Genomic DNA, 15291 nt, shown 5'->3' on the forward strand with positions numbered 1-15291 from the left:
CGTTTTAACTAAAGCGGTGTTCGTTTGCAATGGGGATTTCATCGTTTGCTTTCGTTTTGGGGCGGTGACAATGCCATCCATGACCCCCAATCCCCGCCAATCCCAGCTGCTGGACGAGGTGCGTGCCCGTGGCGCGGTGACGGTCGAAGCCCTGGCCGAGCGTTTCAACGTCACGCTGCAGACGGTGCGTCGGGATGTGAAGCTGCTGGCCGAGGCCGGCCTGCTGGCGCGCTTCCATGGCGGCGTGCGCCTGCCGCACTCCACCACCGAGAACATCGCCTACCGCCAGCGCGAGTCGCTCAACGCGGAGGGCAAGCGGCGCATCGCGCGCGCGGTGGCGGCGCGGGTGCCCCACGGCTGCTCGCTGCTGATCAACCTGGGCACCACCAACGAGGCGGTGGCCCGCGAGCTGCTGCAGCACAAGGGCCTGCGGGTCATCACCAACAACCTGAACGTGGCGCGCATCCTGGCCGACAACCCCGACTGCGAGGTCATCGTCACCGGCGGCGTGGTGCGCCACCGCGACCGCGGCATCGTCGGCGAGGCCACGGTGGACTTCATCCGCCAGTTCAAGGTGGATATCGGCATCATCGGCATCTCGGGCATCGAAGCCGATGGTTCGCTGCGCGACTACGACTACCGGGAGGTCATGGTGGCGCGGGTCATCCTTGAGCAGAGCCGCGAGGTCTGGCTGGTGGCCGACCACGGCAAGTTCAACCGCCCGGCCATGGTGGCGCTGGCCCGGGTCGACCAGATCGACCTGCTGTTCACTGATGCTGCGCCGCCCGAGCCTTTCCCGGCCCTGCTGGCCGAGGCGGGCGTGCAGCTGGAACTGGCCGCGCCCTGAGCCGTCCGTCCGGCCCGCGCGCCACGCCACAGAAGCACAAGACAAGGAGACACGCAGTGAGCCACATCCTGGCCCTGGATCAGGGCACGTCCAGTTCGCGCAGCATCGTGTTCGACGAGCGCGGCCACATTGTCGCCATGGCCCAGCGCGAGTTCCGCCAGATCTACCCCCAGCCCGGCTGGGTCGAGCACGACCCGATGGAGATCTGGGAGAGCCAGTGGGCGACCGCCCGCGAGGCCCTGGCGCGGGCCGGCCTGGAGGCCCGCCAGCTGCGGGCCATCGGCATCACCAACCAGCGCGAGACCACGGTGGTCTGGAACCGCCGCACCGGCGAGCCGCTGCACCGCGCCATCGTCTGGCAGGACCGCCGGGCCGAGGGCATCTGCAGCGCCTGGCGCGAAGCCGGGCTGGAGCCCCAGGTGCGCCAGCGCACCGGGCTGCGCCTGGACCCGTACTTCTCGGCCAGCAAGCTGCGCTGGCTGCTCGACCATGTGCCCGCCGTGCGCGAGGCCGCCACGCGCGGCGAGCTGGCCTTTGGCACGGTGGACAGCTGGCTGCTGTGGCAGCTCACCGGCGGGCGGGTGCATGCCACCGACGTGACCAATGCCTCGCGCACGCTGATGTACAACCTGGCCCAGGGCGGCTGGGACGAGGCCCTGGTGCAGGCCCTGGGCCTGCCGCCGGAAGCGCTGCCCGAGGTTCATCCCAGCAGCCATTTGTTCGGCCAGACCGAGTCCCACCTGCTGGGCGCGCCCGTGCCGGTGGCCGGCATGGCGGGCGACCAGCAGGCCGCGCTGTTCGGCCAGGCCGGCTTCGGCCCGGGCATCGCCAAGAACACCTACGGCACCGGCTGCTTCATGCTGCTGCACACCGGCGGCCGGGCCCAGCTCAGCACCCACGGCCTGGTGACCACGGCCGCCGCGGCCGCGCCGGGCCAGGGGCCCCAGTTCGCGCTGGAAGGCAGTGTCTTCATCGGCGGGGCGGTGGTGCAGTGGCTGCGCGACGGCCTGCGCGCCATCAGCGCCAGCTCCGAGGTGCAGGCCCTGGCCGAGAGCGTGCCCGATGCGGGCGGCGTGATGTTCGTGCCCGCCTTCACCGGCCTGGGCGCGCCCTACTGGGACACCGAGGCCCGCGGCACCATCGTCGGCCTGAGCCGCGGCAGCACCGTGGCCCACATTGCCCGTGCCGCGCTGGAGAGCATCGCCTTCCAGAGCGCGGCGCTGCTGCAGGCCATGAGCCAGGACGTGGTGGCCGCCGGCGGTGAGCCCGTCAGCGAGCTGCGGGTGGACGGCGGCGCCTGCGTCAACGACCTGCTGATGCAGTTCCAGGCCGATCTGCTGGGCATCCCGGTGGTGCGGCCGGCGGTCGTCGAGACCACCGCGCTGGGGGCGGCCTACCTGGCCGGCCTGGCCACCGGCGTGTGGGACGGGCCCGAGGCCCTGGCCGGCCAGTGGCGGGTGGAGCGCCGCTTCGAGCCCACGCTGCCGCGCGAGCAGGCCCGCGAACGCATGGCTCGCTGGGACCAGGCGGTGCGCCAGGCCATGGCGGGTTGATCGGGTCGAGCGGGCTGAGCGGGCTGAGCGGGCCCGCGGCTCAGCGGTCGGCCGAGGGCCGCGCCTCGCGCCAGAAGCGCTCCATCGCCAGGTAGGCGTAGGAGGCCGACCAGCCGATCAGCACCAGGCCGTTGAGCGCCTCGGCCCCGGCCAGCAGGCGCAGCGGGCCCACCGGCACCAGATCGCCAAAGCCCAGCGAGGTGAAGGTCTCGGCCGAGAAGTAGAGGCTGCTGCCCCACTCGGTGCGTCCCGAAGCGGTCAGGCTGCCCAGTTGCAAGCGCTGCAGGGCGTAGAGCGTCAGGCCGTAGAGCGCGATCTCCAGGGCATGGGCCACAAAGGCGGCCAGCATCACCACCAGCAGCTTGCTGCGGCTGGGAATGCGCAGCCGGGGCAGCAGGGCGTCGACGCGGCTGAGCACCTCGTAGTGCACCAGCGTGGTCAGGGCCAGCAGCGTCAGGACGGAGAAGACAACCAGCAGCATGGGCTCTGAACGCGCGAATTCAGCGCGGTGCGTACAGGGCCTGAAGCTCGTTCTCGAAGCGGGCCATCAGGTTCTGGCGCTTGAGCTTGAGCGTCGGCGTGAGCATGGTGTTTTCGATCGTCCAGGGCTCCAGGCTCAGCACCACCGCCCGCGGCACCGCGTAGCGCGGGAAGCCGGCGGCGCGCTGGGCCAGCCGCTTGAGCACCGCCTCGTGGGCCACGCTGCTGCGCAGGCTGGCCGGGTCCTGCCAGTCCAGCCCGAGGCTGAAGGCCAGGCGACGCCATTCGTCCTCGTGCAGCACCGCCAGGGCGCCGATGAAGGGCTTGTTCTCGCCCACCACGCAGCACTGGGCGATCAGCGGGTCCTCGCACAGGGCCTGTTCCAGGTCGACCGGCGGGATCTTCTCGCCGGTGGAGGTGACGATGATGTCCTTGATGCGGCCGCGGATGTAGATGCGCCCGTCGAGGATCTCGGCCTGGTCGCCGGTGCCCAGCCAGCCGTCGGGCGTCAGCACCCGGGTGGTGTCCTCGTCGCGGTGCCAGTAGCCCTGCATCACCGAAGGGCCCTTGACCTGCAGCTCGCGGTTCTCGCCGATGCGCACCATCACGCCCGGCAGCGGCCGGCCCACGCTCATCGGGTCGTTGCTCTCGAGCCGGTTGGCCGAGACGATGGGCGAGGTCTCGGTCATGCCGTAGCCCTGGATGATGGGCAGGCCCAGGCCCAGGAAGGTGCGGGCTACCGCGGCCGGCAGGGCCGCGCCACCGCTGACCGCCACCCGGATGCGTCCGCCAAAGCGCGCCAGCACCGGCCGCGCCACCAGCAGTGACAGCAGCGGCCAGACCAGGGCGTCCAGCAGGCGCGGCGCGCCGTCGGCGTCCGGCGGCAGCTCCTGGCGGGCCCGGAAGCGCCGCCAGCCCACCGCGATCGTCCAGTTCATCAGCCGGGCCTTGAGCGGTGAGGCCGCCATCACCTCCTGCAGCTTGGCGTAGACCCGCTCGTAGATGCGCGGCACCGACACCAGCACGGTGGGCCGCTGGATCAGCATGTCCTGGGGCAGCTCGCCCACCGAGCGGGCGTAGGCCACGCAGCTGCCGGTGGCGATGGGCAGGTAGTAGCCCACCGTGCGCTCGAAGGTGTGCGACAGCGGCAGGAAGGACAGGAAGCGGTCCTGCGGCGTGGGGGCCACGCACTGCAGCACGGCGTTCAGGTTGGCCACCACGTTGCGGTGGGTCAGCTTGACGCCCTTGGGCCGGCCGGTGGTGCCCGAGGTGTAGACGATGGCGGCCAGGTCTTCCGGGCCCGGCCCGGGGCGGTCCGCCGAGGGCACGCCCGCGGCCAGCCACTCGGCCAGACCCAGCACCGGCACATGGGCCGAGGGCAGGCGGGAGAGGTCCTCGGGGCTGGCAGTGGCGTCGCCGGTGACCACCACGGCCTTGAGGGCCGGCAGGATGGCGCCGGTGTGCAGGATGGCCTCCCACTGGCGGCGCGTCTCCAGCACCAGCAGCGAGGCGGCGCTGTCGGCCAGGATGTAGCCGATGCTGCCCGGGTTGTCGATGGCGTGCAGAGGCACCGGCACCCGACCCAGGGCCATCGTGGCCTGGTCGATGCTCATCGCGTTCAGGCCGTTGGGCAGCAGGATGGCCACCCGCCCGCCCTCGGGCAGCGGCATGGCGGCCAGGGCGTCGCGCCAGCGGGCCACGCGCTCGCCCGCCTGGGCCCAGCTGATGGATTCCCAGCGCTGCTTGGCGGGATCGAAGGCCCGATAGGCCTCGCCCTGCGGCGACAGGGCCACGCGGGCCGTCAGCAGGGCCGGCAGGGTGGAGACGTCGGTGATCGGGGCGGTGAGGGAGGAAGGACTCATGGCGAGTCTGATTGTGACCGCTCGCCCCGGCCCGGCCCAGGGCAGGGACTCAGTTTTCCGGCAGCACCCAGTCCTCGTCCAGGTGCACCAGCTGGCAGGCCACCCCGCCTTCGGGGCGGCGGCTGTTGCACTGGCGCAGGGCGTCGGTGGCGGCCTCGTCGGGCGAGGCGGCTTCGGTGCGCAAGCCCCAGGCGGCCCCGCTGGGCGAGCGGGCGAAGGCGCGGTGGCCGCGCCCGGTCACGTACTCGCGGTTGAAGGCCCGCACCGCCCCCGGGCTGCCCAGCACCGACTCGAGCGTGACCTTGGGCAGATTGGCCTGCTCGGCCTGGGCCTCCTCCTCGTCGTCGGCCATGCGCTCGCCCCAGCGCTTGGCCGCATGCAGGCTCAGGCTGACCGACAGGCCCAGCACGATCACCGCCGCGATGGCCAGACCCGAGTGCCGCTCGCGCTGGGGTTCGCCGTAGTCGTTGGGGTGTTCGTCGCCCGGCACCAGCATGATGACGATGCTCAGGATGGGGCCGATCACCGGCAGGCCGAACAACAGGGCCCACCAGCCGCTGCGGTTGAAATCGTGCATGCGCAGCGTGGTCAGGCGCCAGCTGAAGAACATGACCCAGATCACCACGCCCAGCAGCAGCGCACCGGTCATCCAGCCCGGCCATTTGATCAGCAGGAACAGGCTCAGCGCCATGCCGGCCCAGGCCATCAGGCTGCCGGCCAGGTAGCTCATGCGGCCCAGGCGACCATCGAAGCTGCGGCCCAGCAGGGGCACCTCGTCCTCGGTCACGAAGCGCTCGGCGGCCGGGTCGGGCAGGGGCTTGAGGCCCCGCCGGGCCCGGGCCGCGGCCACGCGCTCGGCCCGGTCGGCGGCGCGTCGTTCCTCCTGGGCGGCCAGGGCGCGGGGGATGTCGGTGGCGCACTGGCGGCACAGGATGCGGCGCGGTTGTCGCTCGCCGCAGGTGGGGCAGGTGACCTCGTCCAGGGCGGCGGGGTCCGGCGCCAGGCGCATGGGCGGCTCCGGCTGCGCCGGGGCGGGCGCAGGCTCGGTGGGGACCAGCGAGAGGCCCGGCTCTGCCGGGGCGGGGGCGGGTGAGGGTGTCGGGGCCGGGCGCACGCTGGCCGGCATCGGGGTGTCGGGCTCGACCTTCAGCTCGGCGCCCAGGGCCGCAAAGCGCTGCACCCAGGCCGCCGCCTGCTCGGCCGGCAGGCCGCGCTTGATGACCACCGAGCGGCCGGAGAACAGCTTGTCCAGCCGGGGGCCGTCGAGCTTGAGCCAGGCGCCCAGCTTGTGCTGGACGGTCGCGCGATCGAAGCCATCGCGCACGGTGCCGGCGAACACCAGCCGAACCGGAGTATCCATGGGCCCCTCAGGGTGTTGATGCGCCTCGCAGGCTAGGGGGCAAGGGTCGCTTCGGCAATCCCCTGTGCGGGGGGCTGGGTTGGATCCAGATCAAGCCTCGGCCTGTTGCAGGGCCGTCAGGGCCTGGCCGACCTCGTCGGCCAGCACCCCCTCGCCCAGCGCCACCGGGGCGCCGGCCAGGGCGGCGGCGCCTTCCAGCTTCAGACGCTTGACCCATTCGCCGGCCTCCCGGCCGCCGGCAAAGCCCTGGCTTTGCAGCAGCACGCGGCCGTCGTGGGCGCTGAGCTTGAAGTAGAACTGGCCGTCGGCCTCGCGGTACTGCTTGAAGACGGGCAGGGCGGCCTTGGCCTTGGCCACCGGCGCCGTGCTGGCGGCCAGCGGCTGGAAGCGGCGCAGGCCCACCGCGTGGCGCAGGCGGTCCAGCAGCGGCCGGGCCAGGGCGCGGGCGCGCTCGGCGCCCTTCTGCAGGATGGCTTCGATCTCCTCCGGGTGGGCCATCAGCGCGTCGTAGCGCGCACGCATCGGGCCGATCTGGCGGTTGATCTGCTCGAACAGGCGGGTCTTGGCCTCGCCCCAGGCCAGGCCGGCGCGCAGCTCGGCGCGGAAGGCGGCGCGCTCCTCGGCCGTGGCGAAGGCGTCGAAGATGGTGACCAGGTGGGCGCTGTCCGGGTCCTTGGGCTCGCCGGGCAGCTTGCTGTCGGTCACGATGCGGGCAATCGCCTCGCGCAGCGCCTTCTCGCCGCCCTCGAACAGCGGGATGACGTTGTCGTAGCTCTTGCTCATCTTGCGGCCGTCCAGGCCGGGCAGCAGCTCCATGGTCTCGTCCACCTGCGCCTCGGGCAGCACGAAGAACTCCTCGCCAGCCCCGAACAGGTGGTTGAAGCGGGTGGCCACGTCGCGCGCCATCTCGATGTGCTGGATCTGGTCCTTGCCCACCGGCACGCGGTGGGCGTTGAACATCAGGATGTCCGCGGCCATCAGGATGGGGTAGCAGTACAGGCCCATGGTCACGCCGGCATCGGGCTCTTCGCCAGCCGCCGTGTTCGCGTCCACCGCGCCCTTGTAGGCATGGGCCCGGTTCATCTGGCCCTTGCTGGTCACGCAGGTCAGCAGCCAGCACAGCTCGGGGATCTCGGGGATGTCGCTCTGGCGGTAGAAGACCACGCGCTCGGTGTCCAGGCCGGCGGCCAGCCAGGTGGCGGCGATCTGCAGGCGCGAGCGTTCGATGCGGGCCGGGTCGTCGCACTTGATCAGCGCGTGGTAGTCGGCCATGAAGAAGAAGCTCTCCGCGCCGGGCTCGCGGCTGGCGGCGATGGCCGGGCGCAGGGCACCGACGTAGTTGCCGAGGTGCAGGGTGCCGGTGGTGGTGATGCCGGTCAGGACACGCTGTTGCATGGGAAGGGGGGTGAATGCGGATGTGGGGGCCATTGTCGCAAGTCGGCGTCGCCCTTGGTCACGCCTGGGCCGGCGCGGCCGGCCTACACTGCCGGCTGCTTCACTCTGCTCCATGGCGGAGCCCACCTGCCTTGGTCCTGCGCACCTCCTTTCGCCAACTGCTGCTGCTGGCCTTCGTGCTGACCGCCGCCGCGCTCGGCGCGGTGTCGCTCAGCGGCCTGCAGGCGCTGCAGGGGCTGATGGCCAAGAGCCGGGAGGCGGCCCAGCAGGCCGTGGTGCTGAACCTGGCCGTCAGCGGCCTGGGCGACCGGGCCACTGACATGGAGCGCGCCGCCCGTCAGTACCTGGTGTTGGGCGACCCGGCGCTGCGCCAGCGCTACGACGCCGCGGTGCGCGAGGCCCGCAACGCGATGCAGCCCCTGGTCGATTTCGAGCCGACGGCCACGCAGGCCCGCCATTGGCTGTCGGCGGCCGGCCAGATCCGCCGCCTGCTGGACGACGCCGGCCTGGGCTCGCCCGAGCGCGACCAGGCCCTGAGCCAGGGCTTCGACCAGTTGGGCGAAGGCACGCGGCGCCTGACAGTGCAGGTGCAGCGCAGCATCGCCGAGCGCAACCAGGCGGTGCAGGACGCACTGGAATCCCAGCGGGCCCGTCTGGTGCGCCAGGTGGCGGTGGCCATCGTGGTGGTGGCGCTGGCGGCGCTGGCCTTCGGCCTGTGGCTGACCCGGCCGCTGCGCCAGTTGGGCCGCGCCATCACCGCCCTGGGGGAGGGGCGCATGGCCGAGCCGGTGGAGATCTCCGGCCCTTCGGACCTGGCCCGCCTGGGCCACCAGCTGGACTGGCTGCGCCGGCGCCTGATCGAGTCCGACGCCGACAAGGACCGCTTTCTGCGCCACACCTCGCACGAGCTGAAGACACCGCTGGCCGCGCTGCGCGAGGGCGCCTCGCTGCTGCAGGAGGGCGTGGGCGGGCCGCTGAGTGCCGGACAGGCCGAGATCGTCGGCATCCTGCGCCACAACACTGCGGTGCTGCAGCAGCAGATCGAGGACCTGCTGCGCTACAACGCCGCCGCCTTCGACGCCCAGCGCCTGCAGCGCCGGCCCACCCGGCTGCGCAGCCTGGTCGAAGGGGTGGTCGAGGCCCAGCGCCTGAGCTGGCAGGCCCGCCACATCACGGTTGATGTCTCGGGCGGTGAGCGCCTGGAGGCGCCGGTCGACCCCGACCGCCTGGGCATGGCCCTGGGCAACCTGATGATCAACGCCATCCGCTTCACGCCCGAGGGCGGCACCATCCGCTGGCGGCTCTGGCGCGAGGGCGAGCAGGCGGCGCTGGAGATCCAGGACAGCGGCCCGGGCGTGGCCGAGCCCGACCGCGAGCACATCTTCGACCCCTTTTTCCGTGGCAGCCTGCAGCCCGAGAACCAACCTCGCGGCAGCGGCATCGGCCTGTCCATCGTGCGCGAGCAGGTGGCCGCCCACGGTGGCAGCGTGGCGCTGCAGCCCGGCCCGGGCGGCGCCAGCTTCCGTATCCTGCTGCCCCTGGGCGACACCCGCACACCCCGAGCTCCCCATGTCTGACGTGATCTTCCTGTTCCGCCGCCCCGCCCCGGCATGGGCCCTCTGCCTGCTGGGCCTGCTGCTGGCGCTGTCCGGCTGCGACACCCTGCCGCCCCCGCCTGTCGAGGGCCCCGCGGCCGAGCCGCCGCAGGCCAGCGCGTCGGCCCCGACCTGCGAGCTGCCTGTCGCTGCGCCCACCCACAGCGACCGCGACCTGAGCGGCCGCCGCCTGTTGCAGTGGCAGGACGAGCTGCGCAATGCGACCGGCGAGCCGCTGCCCGCCCGCATCGCCCGCCTGAGCGCCGACACCCCCACGCCGGCCCACCAGGTCGAGCTGGGCCTGGCGCTGCTGCACACCCGCAACCCCGGCGACGCCGCCCGCGCGCAAGGCCTGCTGGAGGCCGTGGGCAAGGCCAGCGGCGACGAGGCGGCGGCCTGGGCGCCCTGGGCCCGGCTGCTGGCCGGCCGGGCGGCCGAGCAGCGCCGGCTGGAGGAACAGTCCGACCGCCTGGCCCAGCAGCTGCGCGACAGCCAGCGCCGCATCGACCAGCTCAGCGAGAAACTCGAGGCCCTGAAGGCCATCGAGCGCTCGCTGGGGCCCAAGCGGCCCTGAGCCTCCGCCCGAAAGACGCCCTGAGCCGGCCCCGAGGAACGCCCATGCCCACCTCCGCGACCTCCAGCGACACCAAGACCCCCATCCTGGTGGTCGATGACGACCCCGACCTGCTGCGCCTGCTGTCGCTGCGCCTGGGGGCTGCCGGCTACGCGGTGACGGCGGTGGCCACCGCCGAAGAGGCCCTGGCCCGGCTGGAGCTGGCGCGCCCGCGCCTGGTGCTCAGCGACGTGCGCCTGCCCGGCATGGACGGGCTCAAGCTCTTTGATGCCATCCAGGCCCGCTACCCCGGCCTGCCGGTCATCCTGCTGACCGCGCACGGCACCATCCCTGACGCGGTGGACGCCACCATGCGCGGCGTCTTCAGCTACCTGACCAAGCCCTTCGACGGTCAGGAACTGATGGCCGCGGTGGACCGGGCCCTGGCCGTGTCAGCCGCGGCCACCCCGCATGCCAGCGAGGCCGGCGAGGCCTGGCGCGCCGAGATCGTCAGCCGCTCGGCGGTGATGGACGAGGTGCTGGCCGAGGCCCGGCTGGTGGCCGCGGGCGATGCCTCGGTGCTGATCCGCGGCGAAAGCGGCAGCGGCAAGGAACTGCTGGCCAATGCCATCCACCGCGCCAGCCCGCGCGCCAAGGGCCCCTTCGTGGCGGTCAACTGCAGCGCCATCCCCGAGGCCCTGCTGGAGTCCGAACTCTTCGGCCACGTCAAGGGCGCCTTCACCGGCGCGGTGGCCAACCACCGGGGCCTGTTCCAGAGTGCCGATGGCGGCACCCTGTTCCTGGACGAGATCGGTGACATGCCGCCCGCGCTGCAGGTCAAGCTGCTGCGGGTGCTGCAGGAGCGCCAGGTGCGCCCGGTGGGCGCCCAGCAGACGGTGCCGGTGGATGTGCGCATCCTCTCGGCCACCCACCGCGACCTGGACGCGGCCATGGCCGCCGGCGAGTTCCGCGAGGACCTCTACTACCGGCTCAACGTCGTCACCCTGACCCTGCCCACGCTGGCCGAGCGGCGCGAGGACATCCCGCTGCTGGCCCAGCACTTCCTGCAGCGCCTGGCGGCCAAGTACCAGAAGCGCCTGAACGGCTTTGCCCCCGACGCGCTGAGCGCCCTGACGACCGCCGCCTGGCCGGGCAATGTGCGCCAGCTGCACAACGTGGTGGAACAGCTCTGCGCGCTGGCCACCGCGCCGCTGATCCCGCTGAGCCTGGTGCAGCGGGCGCTGCGGGTGCCCACGGTGGAGGTGCTGCCCTTTGCCGAGGCCAAACGCCGCTTCGAGCACGACTACCTGGTGGGCTTGCTCAAGCTGACCGACGGCCAGGTGGCCGACGCCGCCCGCCTGGCCGAGCGCAACCGCACCGAGTTCTACCGCCTGCTGCAGAAGCACGGCCTCACGCCCGGCCTGTTCCGCGGCGAGTCGCCGGATGGCGACGAGGGCGGGGCCCCTGTCGCCGACGAGCGACAGGACAAATAGCCTTGTGTATCAGGCACTTGGCTGAATTGTTGCGCTGCAGCGAAAAAGCCTGTCGCTGATCGGCGACGCTTTTGCCCCTGAAAACCGGGGTTGGGCTGGGCGTTGGTTCGCAAGTCATTGACTTGAAACGACTTTTCCGTCTGGCACGGGCTTTGCCCTGTCAGCGGCATGACTGCACCTGTCCGCCGCTTCTCCACCGCCCCCAGCCCGGCCCGCCGGATGCTGCTGCTGCTGGCGGTGGCGCTGCTGGCCGCCCACGCCGGTGCCCGTGCCGCGGCCCCTGAGGCCACGCCGGCGCCTCTGCAGATGGCGGCCGCTCCCGCGGCTTCCTCCGCCGTGCCCACGGCGCCCACCGCGGCCTCCACCGCGGCGGCCGTCGTCGCCCCCTTCTTCGACCGCCTGGGCGAGCGGGCCCGCAGCCTGGCCGGCCAGCCCTATGCGCCGGTGCCCAGCCGCACTCCGCAGGCCCTGAAGGACCTGAGCTACGACCAGGCCCGCGACATCCGCTTCCGGCCCGACCACGCCGTCTGGCGCAGCCTGGGCCTGCCCTTCGAGCTGATGTTCTTCCACCTGGGCAAGTACCAGACCGAGCCGGTGCGCATGCACGAGCTGTCGCCAGATGGCGAACGCGCGCTGCCCTACCGGCCGGAGGACTTCGATTACGGCGCCAACACCGCCTTGCAGCCCGCCGCCTGGGGCGACATCGGCCACGCCGGTTTTCGCGTGCACTACCCGCTCAACGGCAGCGCCTACAAGGACGAGTTGATCGTCTTCCAGGGCGCCAGCTACTTCCGCGCCCTGGGCGCCGGCCAGCATTACGGCCTGTCGGCCCGCGGCCTGGCGGTCGATTCGGCCGGCGGCAGCGGCCCCGAGGAATTCCCCCGCTTCACCGACTTCTGGGTCGTGCGGCCTGAGGCCGGCGCCAAGGTGCTGACCGTCTTCGCGCTGCTGGATTCCCCGCGCGTGGCCGGCGCCTACCGTTTCGACATCCAGCCCGGCCAGAGCACCGCGGTGAACGTCCAGGCGCGCGTCTTCCTGCGCCAGACCACCCAGCCCATCCGCATCCTGGGCATCGCGCCGCTGACCAGCATGTTCCAGTTCGGCGAGAACCAGCCTAACAAGGACGACTTCCGCCCCGAGGTGCACGACAGCGACGGCCTGATGGTGGCCAGCGGCACCGGCGAATGGCTGTGGCGCCCGCTGCAGAACCCGCGCTGGCCGCTGGTCACGTCCTTCACCATGCCCTCGCTGCGCGGCTTCGGCCTGATGCAGCGCGACCGCAGCTTCGCCAGCTACGAGGATCCCGAGGCCCGTTATGAAAAGCGGCCCTCGGCCTGGGTGACGCCGGTGGGCGACTGGGGCGCCGGCCGCGTGGAGCTGATGCAGCTGCCCACGCCGGACGAGACCAACGACAACATCGTTGCCTACTGGGTGCCGGCCCAGCTGCCCGCCGCGGGCCAGCCGCTGAACCTGGCCTGGCGCATCGACTGGCAGGGCGACGCCCAACAGCGCCCGCCCGCCCTGTGGGTCAGCCAGACCCGCGCCGGCCGCAGCTTTGCGCCGCTGGCCACGGGCGAGCGCCAGTTCGTCATCGACTTCAACGGCACGGTGGGCGGCAAGCCCCTGCCCGACAACGCCGCCGTGCAGGCGGTGGTCAGCAGCAACGACGCCGGCCGCATCACCGAACAGAACGTCTATCGCGTGGACGCCACCGGCGCCTGGCGACTGACCCTGCGCGTGCAGACCCTGGACCCGGCCCGGCCGGTCGAGCTGCGCGCCTACCTCCGCACCGGTGCCGACACCGTGAGCGAAACCTGGACCCAGATCCTTCCTCCGCAATGACCATGACCCACACCCGCACTCCGAGCACCACCCCGTCGGGCGCCACCGCGGCGCCGGGCATGCCCCCCATCCACCGCGGCAGCATGAAGCCCCAGCCCTGGCTGGGCGTGACGCGCCGCCTGCGCGGCGAAACCGCCCCGGCCGACGCGCCCTGGCGCGAGAGCGCCGCGCGCAGCGCCGCTGCCCCCGCCGCCTGGGAAGCCGCCGCCAAGACCCGCCGCCGCTGGCTGCTGTTCTGGGTGCTGTCGGCCACCCTGCTGTCGGCAGGCCTGCTCTGGAGCATCCAGCCCAGCGCCGGCACCAATGTGGTCGAGCTGGCCCAGGTCGCCCTGTTCACCCTGCTGTTCGCCTGGGTGGCCGCCGGAGCCATCACCGCGGTGATGGGCTTCTGGGTCACCCTCAAGGGCGACCGCCACACCCTGTCGGCCCAGGACGCCGAGGGCGTGACCCTGCCGGCCGATGCCCGCACCGCGGTCATCATGCCCATCTGCAACGAGGACGTGACCACCGTCTTCGCCGGCTTGCGCGCCACCTGCGAATCGCTGACCGCCTCGGGCGCCCAGCGCCTGTTCGACGTCTTCGTGCTGTCGGACACCAACCGCCCCGAGGTGCGCGCCGCCGAGCTGCGCGCCTGGCAGACGATGCGCGAGCAACTGGCCGCCGGGGGCAGCGACATCCGCGTGTACTACCGCTGGCGCCAGCTGCGCACCCGCCGCAAGGCTGGCAACGTGGCCGACTTCTGCCGCCGCTGGGGCCGTGACTACCGCTACATGGTGGTGATGGACGCCGACAGCGTGATGAGCGGCGACACCCTGGTGACGCTGGCCCGCCTGATGGAGAAGAACCCGCGTGCCGGCATCCTGCAGACCGCTCCGCGCGCCTGCGGCCATGCCACCCTGCACGCTCGCGCCCAGCAGTTCGCCAGCCGCGTGACCGGCCGCCTGTTCACCCTGGGCATGCAGTTCTGGCAGCTGGGCGAGGCCCACTACTGGGGCCACAACGCCATCATCCGCGTCGAACCCTTCATGAAGCACTGTGGCCTGGGCACCCTGCCGGGCACCGGTGCGCTGGCCGGCGAGATCCTCTCGCACGACTTCGTCGAGGCCGCGCTGATGCGCCGCGCCGGCTACGAGGTGTGGCTGGTGGGCGACCTGGAAGGCAGCTACGAGCAGCAACCGCCGCACCTGCTGGCCGAACTGCAGCGCGACCGCCGCTGGTGCCAGGGCAACCTGCAGAACGCCCGCCTGATCGCCGAGCCGGGCCTGAAGGGCGTGCACCGCGCCATGCTGGCCACCGGCGCCATGTCCTATGTGTCGGCCCCGCTGTGGCTGGCCTATGTGGTGCTGGGCGCCGGCATCTGGATGAACAGCAACGACGACACCGTGCCCACCCTGCTGACCCATCGCAGCGTGATCACGCTGTGGATCACCACCGGCCTGATGCTGGCCCTGCCGCGCGTGCTGGGTGTGTGGGCCGTGCTGCGCCGCGGCGAACAGGCCGCTTTCGGTGGCACCGTGCAGCTGATCGCCAGCTCGGTGCTGGAAGCGCTGATGTCGGCCATCCAGGCCCCCATCCGCATGGCCGCCCACAGCCTCTTCGTCATCGGTGGCCTGACCGGCTGGACGCTGGAATGGAAGTCGCCCCCGCGGGAAGCCAGCGACGTGAGCTGGACCGAGGCACTGCGCCGCTTCGGCCCACTGACCGCCGTGGTGGCCGTGGCCCTGGTGGCGGTGTCCAGCGTGTCGCCCGCCACCACGCTGTGGCTGCTGCCCATGGGCCTGCCGCTGCTGTTCTCGGTGCCCTTCACGGTGCTGAGCAGCCAGGGCGTGCTGGGCCAGCGCCTGCGCGACGCCGGCTGGCTGACCATCCCCGAAGAAGCGCGCTCGCCCGCCGTGCTGCGCCAGGCCTGGCACTACGCCCAGCTCTACGCCAACCTGCCGGCCCTGGCCACCGCGCTGCTGTCGGACCTGCCGCGCCTGGCGGCCCTGGCCATGAAGGCCGTGGGCCCGCGCCACACCGGCCAGGGCCTGCGCGGCGAAGCCCGCCGCCAGCGCATGCTGCAGCTCAGCCGCAACGCGCAGGACGCCGCCGCCGCCGAGCAGCTGCACTTCCTGAACGAGCCGCACAGCCTGCGCCTGCTGCACGCCGCCACCGCGGGCCAGGCCATGCCGCGCTGAGCTGCGGCCCCCGTGCCTCCTGCCAAGGGCCCTTCGGGGCCCTTTTTTGTTGCTGCTGGTGACAAGCATGACAGCCCGTATGAAAACTCCCCCGGATGGGTGACGGAGTGCCCGAACCCCCTTCCTAGAATCCG

The 15291-nt window shown here is 72.2% G+C and carries 11 protein-coding genes; 7 read left to right on the top strand and 4 right to left on the bottom strand.

Annotation, left to right across the window (positions count from 1 at the left end; genetic code table 11):
* The first annotated feature begins 79 nt into the window (after positions 1-79).
* Complete coding sequence (locus M0L44_RS19280; protein WP_252771779.1) at positions 80-847, top strand: DeoR/GlpR family DNA-binding transcription regulator; 768 nt, start codon at positions 80-82, stop codon at positions 845-847.
* 56 nt (positions 848-903) lie between these two features.
* The gene (gene glpK / locus M0L44_RS19285; RefSeq protein ID WP_252771781.1) at positions 904-2400 is read left to right on the top strand and encodes a glycerol kinase GlpK; all 1497 of its coding nucleotides are present in this window, start codon (positions 904-906) and stop codon (positions 2398-2400) included.
* A gap of 40 nt (positions 2401-2440) precedes the next feature.
* Here glpK and M0L44_RS19290 read toward each other — a convergent pair whose 3' ends face one another.
* The 4 genes from M0L44_RS19290 to M0L44_RS19305 all read right to left on the bottom strand — a co-directional run bounded on the left by M0L44_RS19290 (position 2441) and on the right by M0L44_RS19305 (position 7497).
* A complete protein-coding gene (locus M0L44_RS19290) occupies positions 2441-2881 on the bottom strand; it encodes a potassium channel family protein (RefSeq protein ID WP_252771782.1) in 441 nt (146 codons plus the stop codon).
* Between the two features lie 19 nt (positions 2882-2900).
* Entirely contained in the window at positions 2901-4742 is a 1842-nt protein-coding gene (locus M0L44_RS19295; protein ID WP_252771784.1) for an AMP-dependent synthetase/ligase, read from the bottom strand.
* Between the two features lie 49 nt (positions 4743-4791).
* Positions 4792-6102, bottom strand: coding sequence for a DUF805 domain-containing protein (locus tag M0L44_RS19300; protein ID WP_252771785.1), 1311 nt, complete (start codon positions 6100-6102; stop codon positions 4792-4794).
* 90 nt (positions 6103-6192) lie between these two features.
* A complete protein-coding gene (locus M0L44_RS19305; RefSeq protein ID WP_252771787.1) occupies positions 6193-7497 on the bottom strand; it encodes a tryptophan--tRNA ligase in 1305 nt (434 codons plus the stop codon).
* Between the two features lie 131 nt (positions 7498-7628).
* On the opposite strand from M0L44_RS19305, the gene M0L44_RS19310 reads away from it, so the two are divergent.
* The 5 genes from M0L44_RS19310 to mdoH all read left to right on the top strand — a co-directional run bounded on the left by M0L44_RS19310 (position 7629) and on the right by mdoH (position 15157).
* Complete coding sequence (locus M0L44_RS19310) at positions 7629-9074, top strand: HAMP domain-containing sensor histidine kinase (RefSeq protein WP_252771790.1); 1446 nt, start codon at positions 7629-7631, stop codon at positions 9072-9074.
* Entirely contained in the window at positions 9067-9666 is a 600-nt protein-coding gene (locus M0L44_RS19315; protein ID WP_252771792.1) for a hypothetical protein, read from the top strand. Before M0L44_RS19310 ends, M0L44_RS19315 begins: the two co-directional genes overlap by 8 nt.
* A gap of 44 nt (positions 9667-9710) precedes the next feature.
* A complete protein-coding gene (locus tag M0L44_RS19320; RefSeq protein WP_252771794.1) occupies positions 9711-11138 on the top strand; it encodes a sigma 54-interacting transcriptional regulator in 1428 nt (475 codons plus the stop codon).
* Positions 11139-11444: 306 nt separating this feature from the next.
* Complete coding sequence (locus M0L44_RS19325) at positions 11445-12980, top strand: OpgD/OpgG family glucan biosynthesis protein (protein ID WP_435526447.1); 1536 nt, start codon at positions 11445-11447, stop codon at positions 12978-12980.
* 2 nt (positions 12981-12982) lie between these two features.
* Positions 12983-15157 carry a glucans biosynthesis glucosyltransferase MdoH gene (gene mdoH, locus M0L44_RS19330; protein ID WP_252771797.1) on the top strand — a complete coding sequence of 725 codons (2175 nt, stop codon included), beginning with the start codon at positions 12983-12985 and terminating at the stop codon, positions 15155-15157.
* Positions 15158-15291 lie beyond the last annotated feature (134 nt).

Source organism: Ideonella oryzae (assembly GCF_024055665.1).
GTDB classification, from domain to species: Bacteria; Pseudomonadota; Gammaproteobacteria; order Burkholderiales; family Burkholderiaceae_C; genus Ideonella; species Ideonella oryzae.

Excerpts from the sequence above, each read along its gene's own strand:
- mdoH (WP_252771797.1), top strand. The coding sequence starts at position 12,983 with ATGACCCACACCCGCACTCCGAGCACCACCCCGTCGGGCGCCACCGCG.
- M0L44_RS19320 (WP_252771794.1), top strand. The coding sequence starts at position 9,711 with ATGCCCACCTCCGCGACCTCCAGCGACACCAAGACCCCCATCCTGGTG.
- M0L44_RS19305 (WP_252771787.1), bottom strand. The coding sequence starts at position 7,497 with ATGCAACAGCGTGTCCTGACCGGCATCACCACCACCGGCACCCTGCAC.
- M0L44_RS19325 (WP_435526447.1), top strand. The coding sequence starts at position 11,445 with ATGGCGGCCGCTCCCGCGGCTTCCTCCGCCGTGCCCACGGCGCCCACC.
- M0L44_RS19300 (WP_252771785.1), bottom strand. The coding sequence starts at position 6,102 with ATGGATACTCCGGTTCGGCTGGTGTTCGCCGGCACCGTGCGCGATGGC.
- M0L44_RS19295 (WP_252771784.1), bottom strand. The coding sequence starts at position 4,742 with ATGAGTCCTTCCTCCCTCACCGCCCCGATCACCGACGTCTCCACCCTG.
- M0L44_RS19315 (WP_252771792.1), top strand. The coding sequence starts at position 9,067 with ATGTCTGACGTGATCTTCCTGTTCCGCCGCCCCGCCCCGGCATGGGCC.
- M0L44_RS19290 (WP_252771782.1), bottom strand. The coding sequence starts at position 2,881 with ATGCTGCTGGTTGTCTTCTCCGTCCTGACGCTGCTGGCCCTGACCACG.
- M0L44_RS19280 (WP_252771779.1), top strand. The coding sequence starts at position 80 with ATGACCCCCAATCCCCGCCAATCCCAGCTGCTGGACGAGGTGCGTGCC.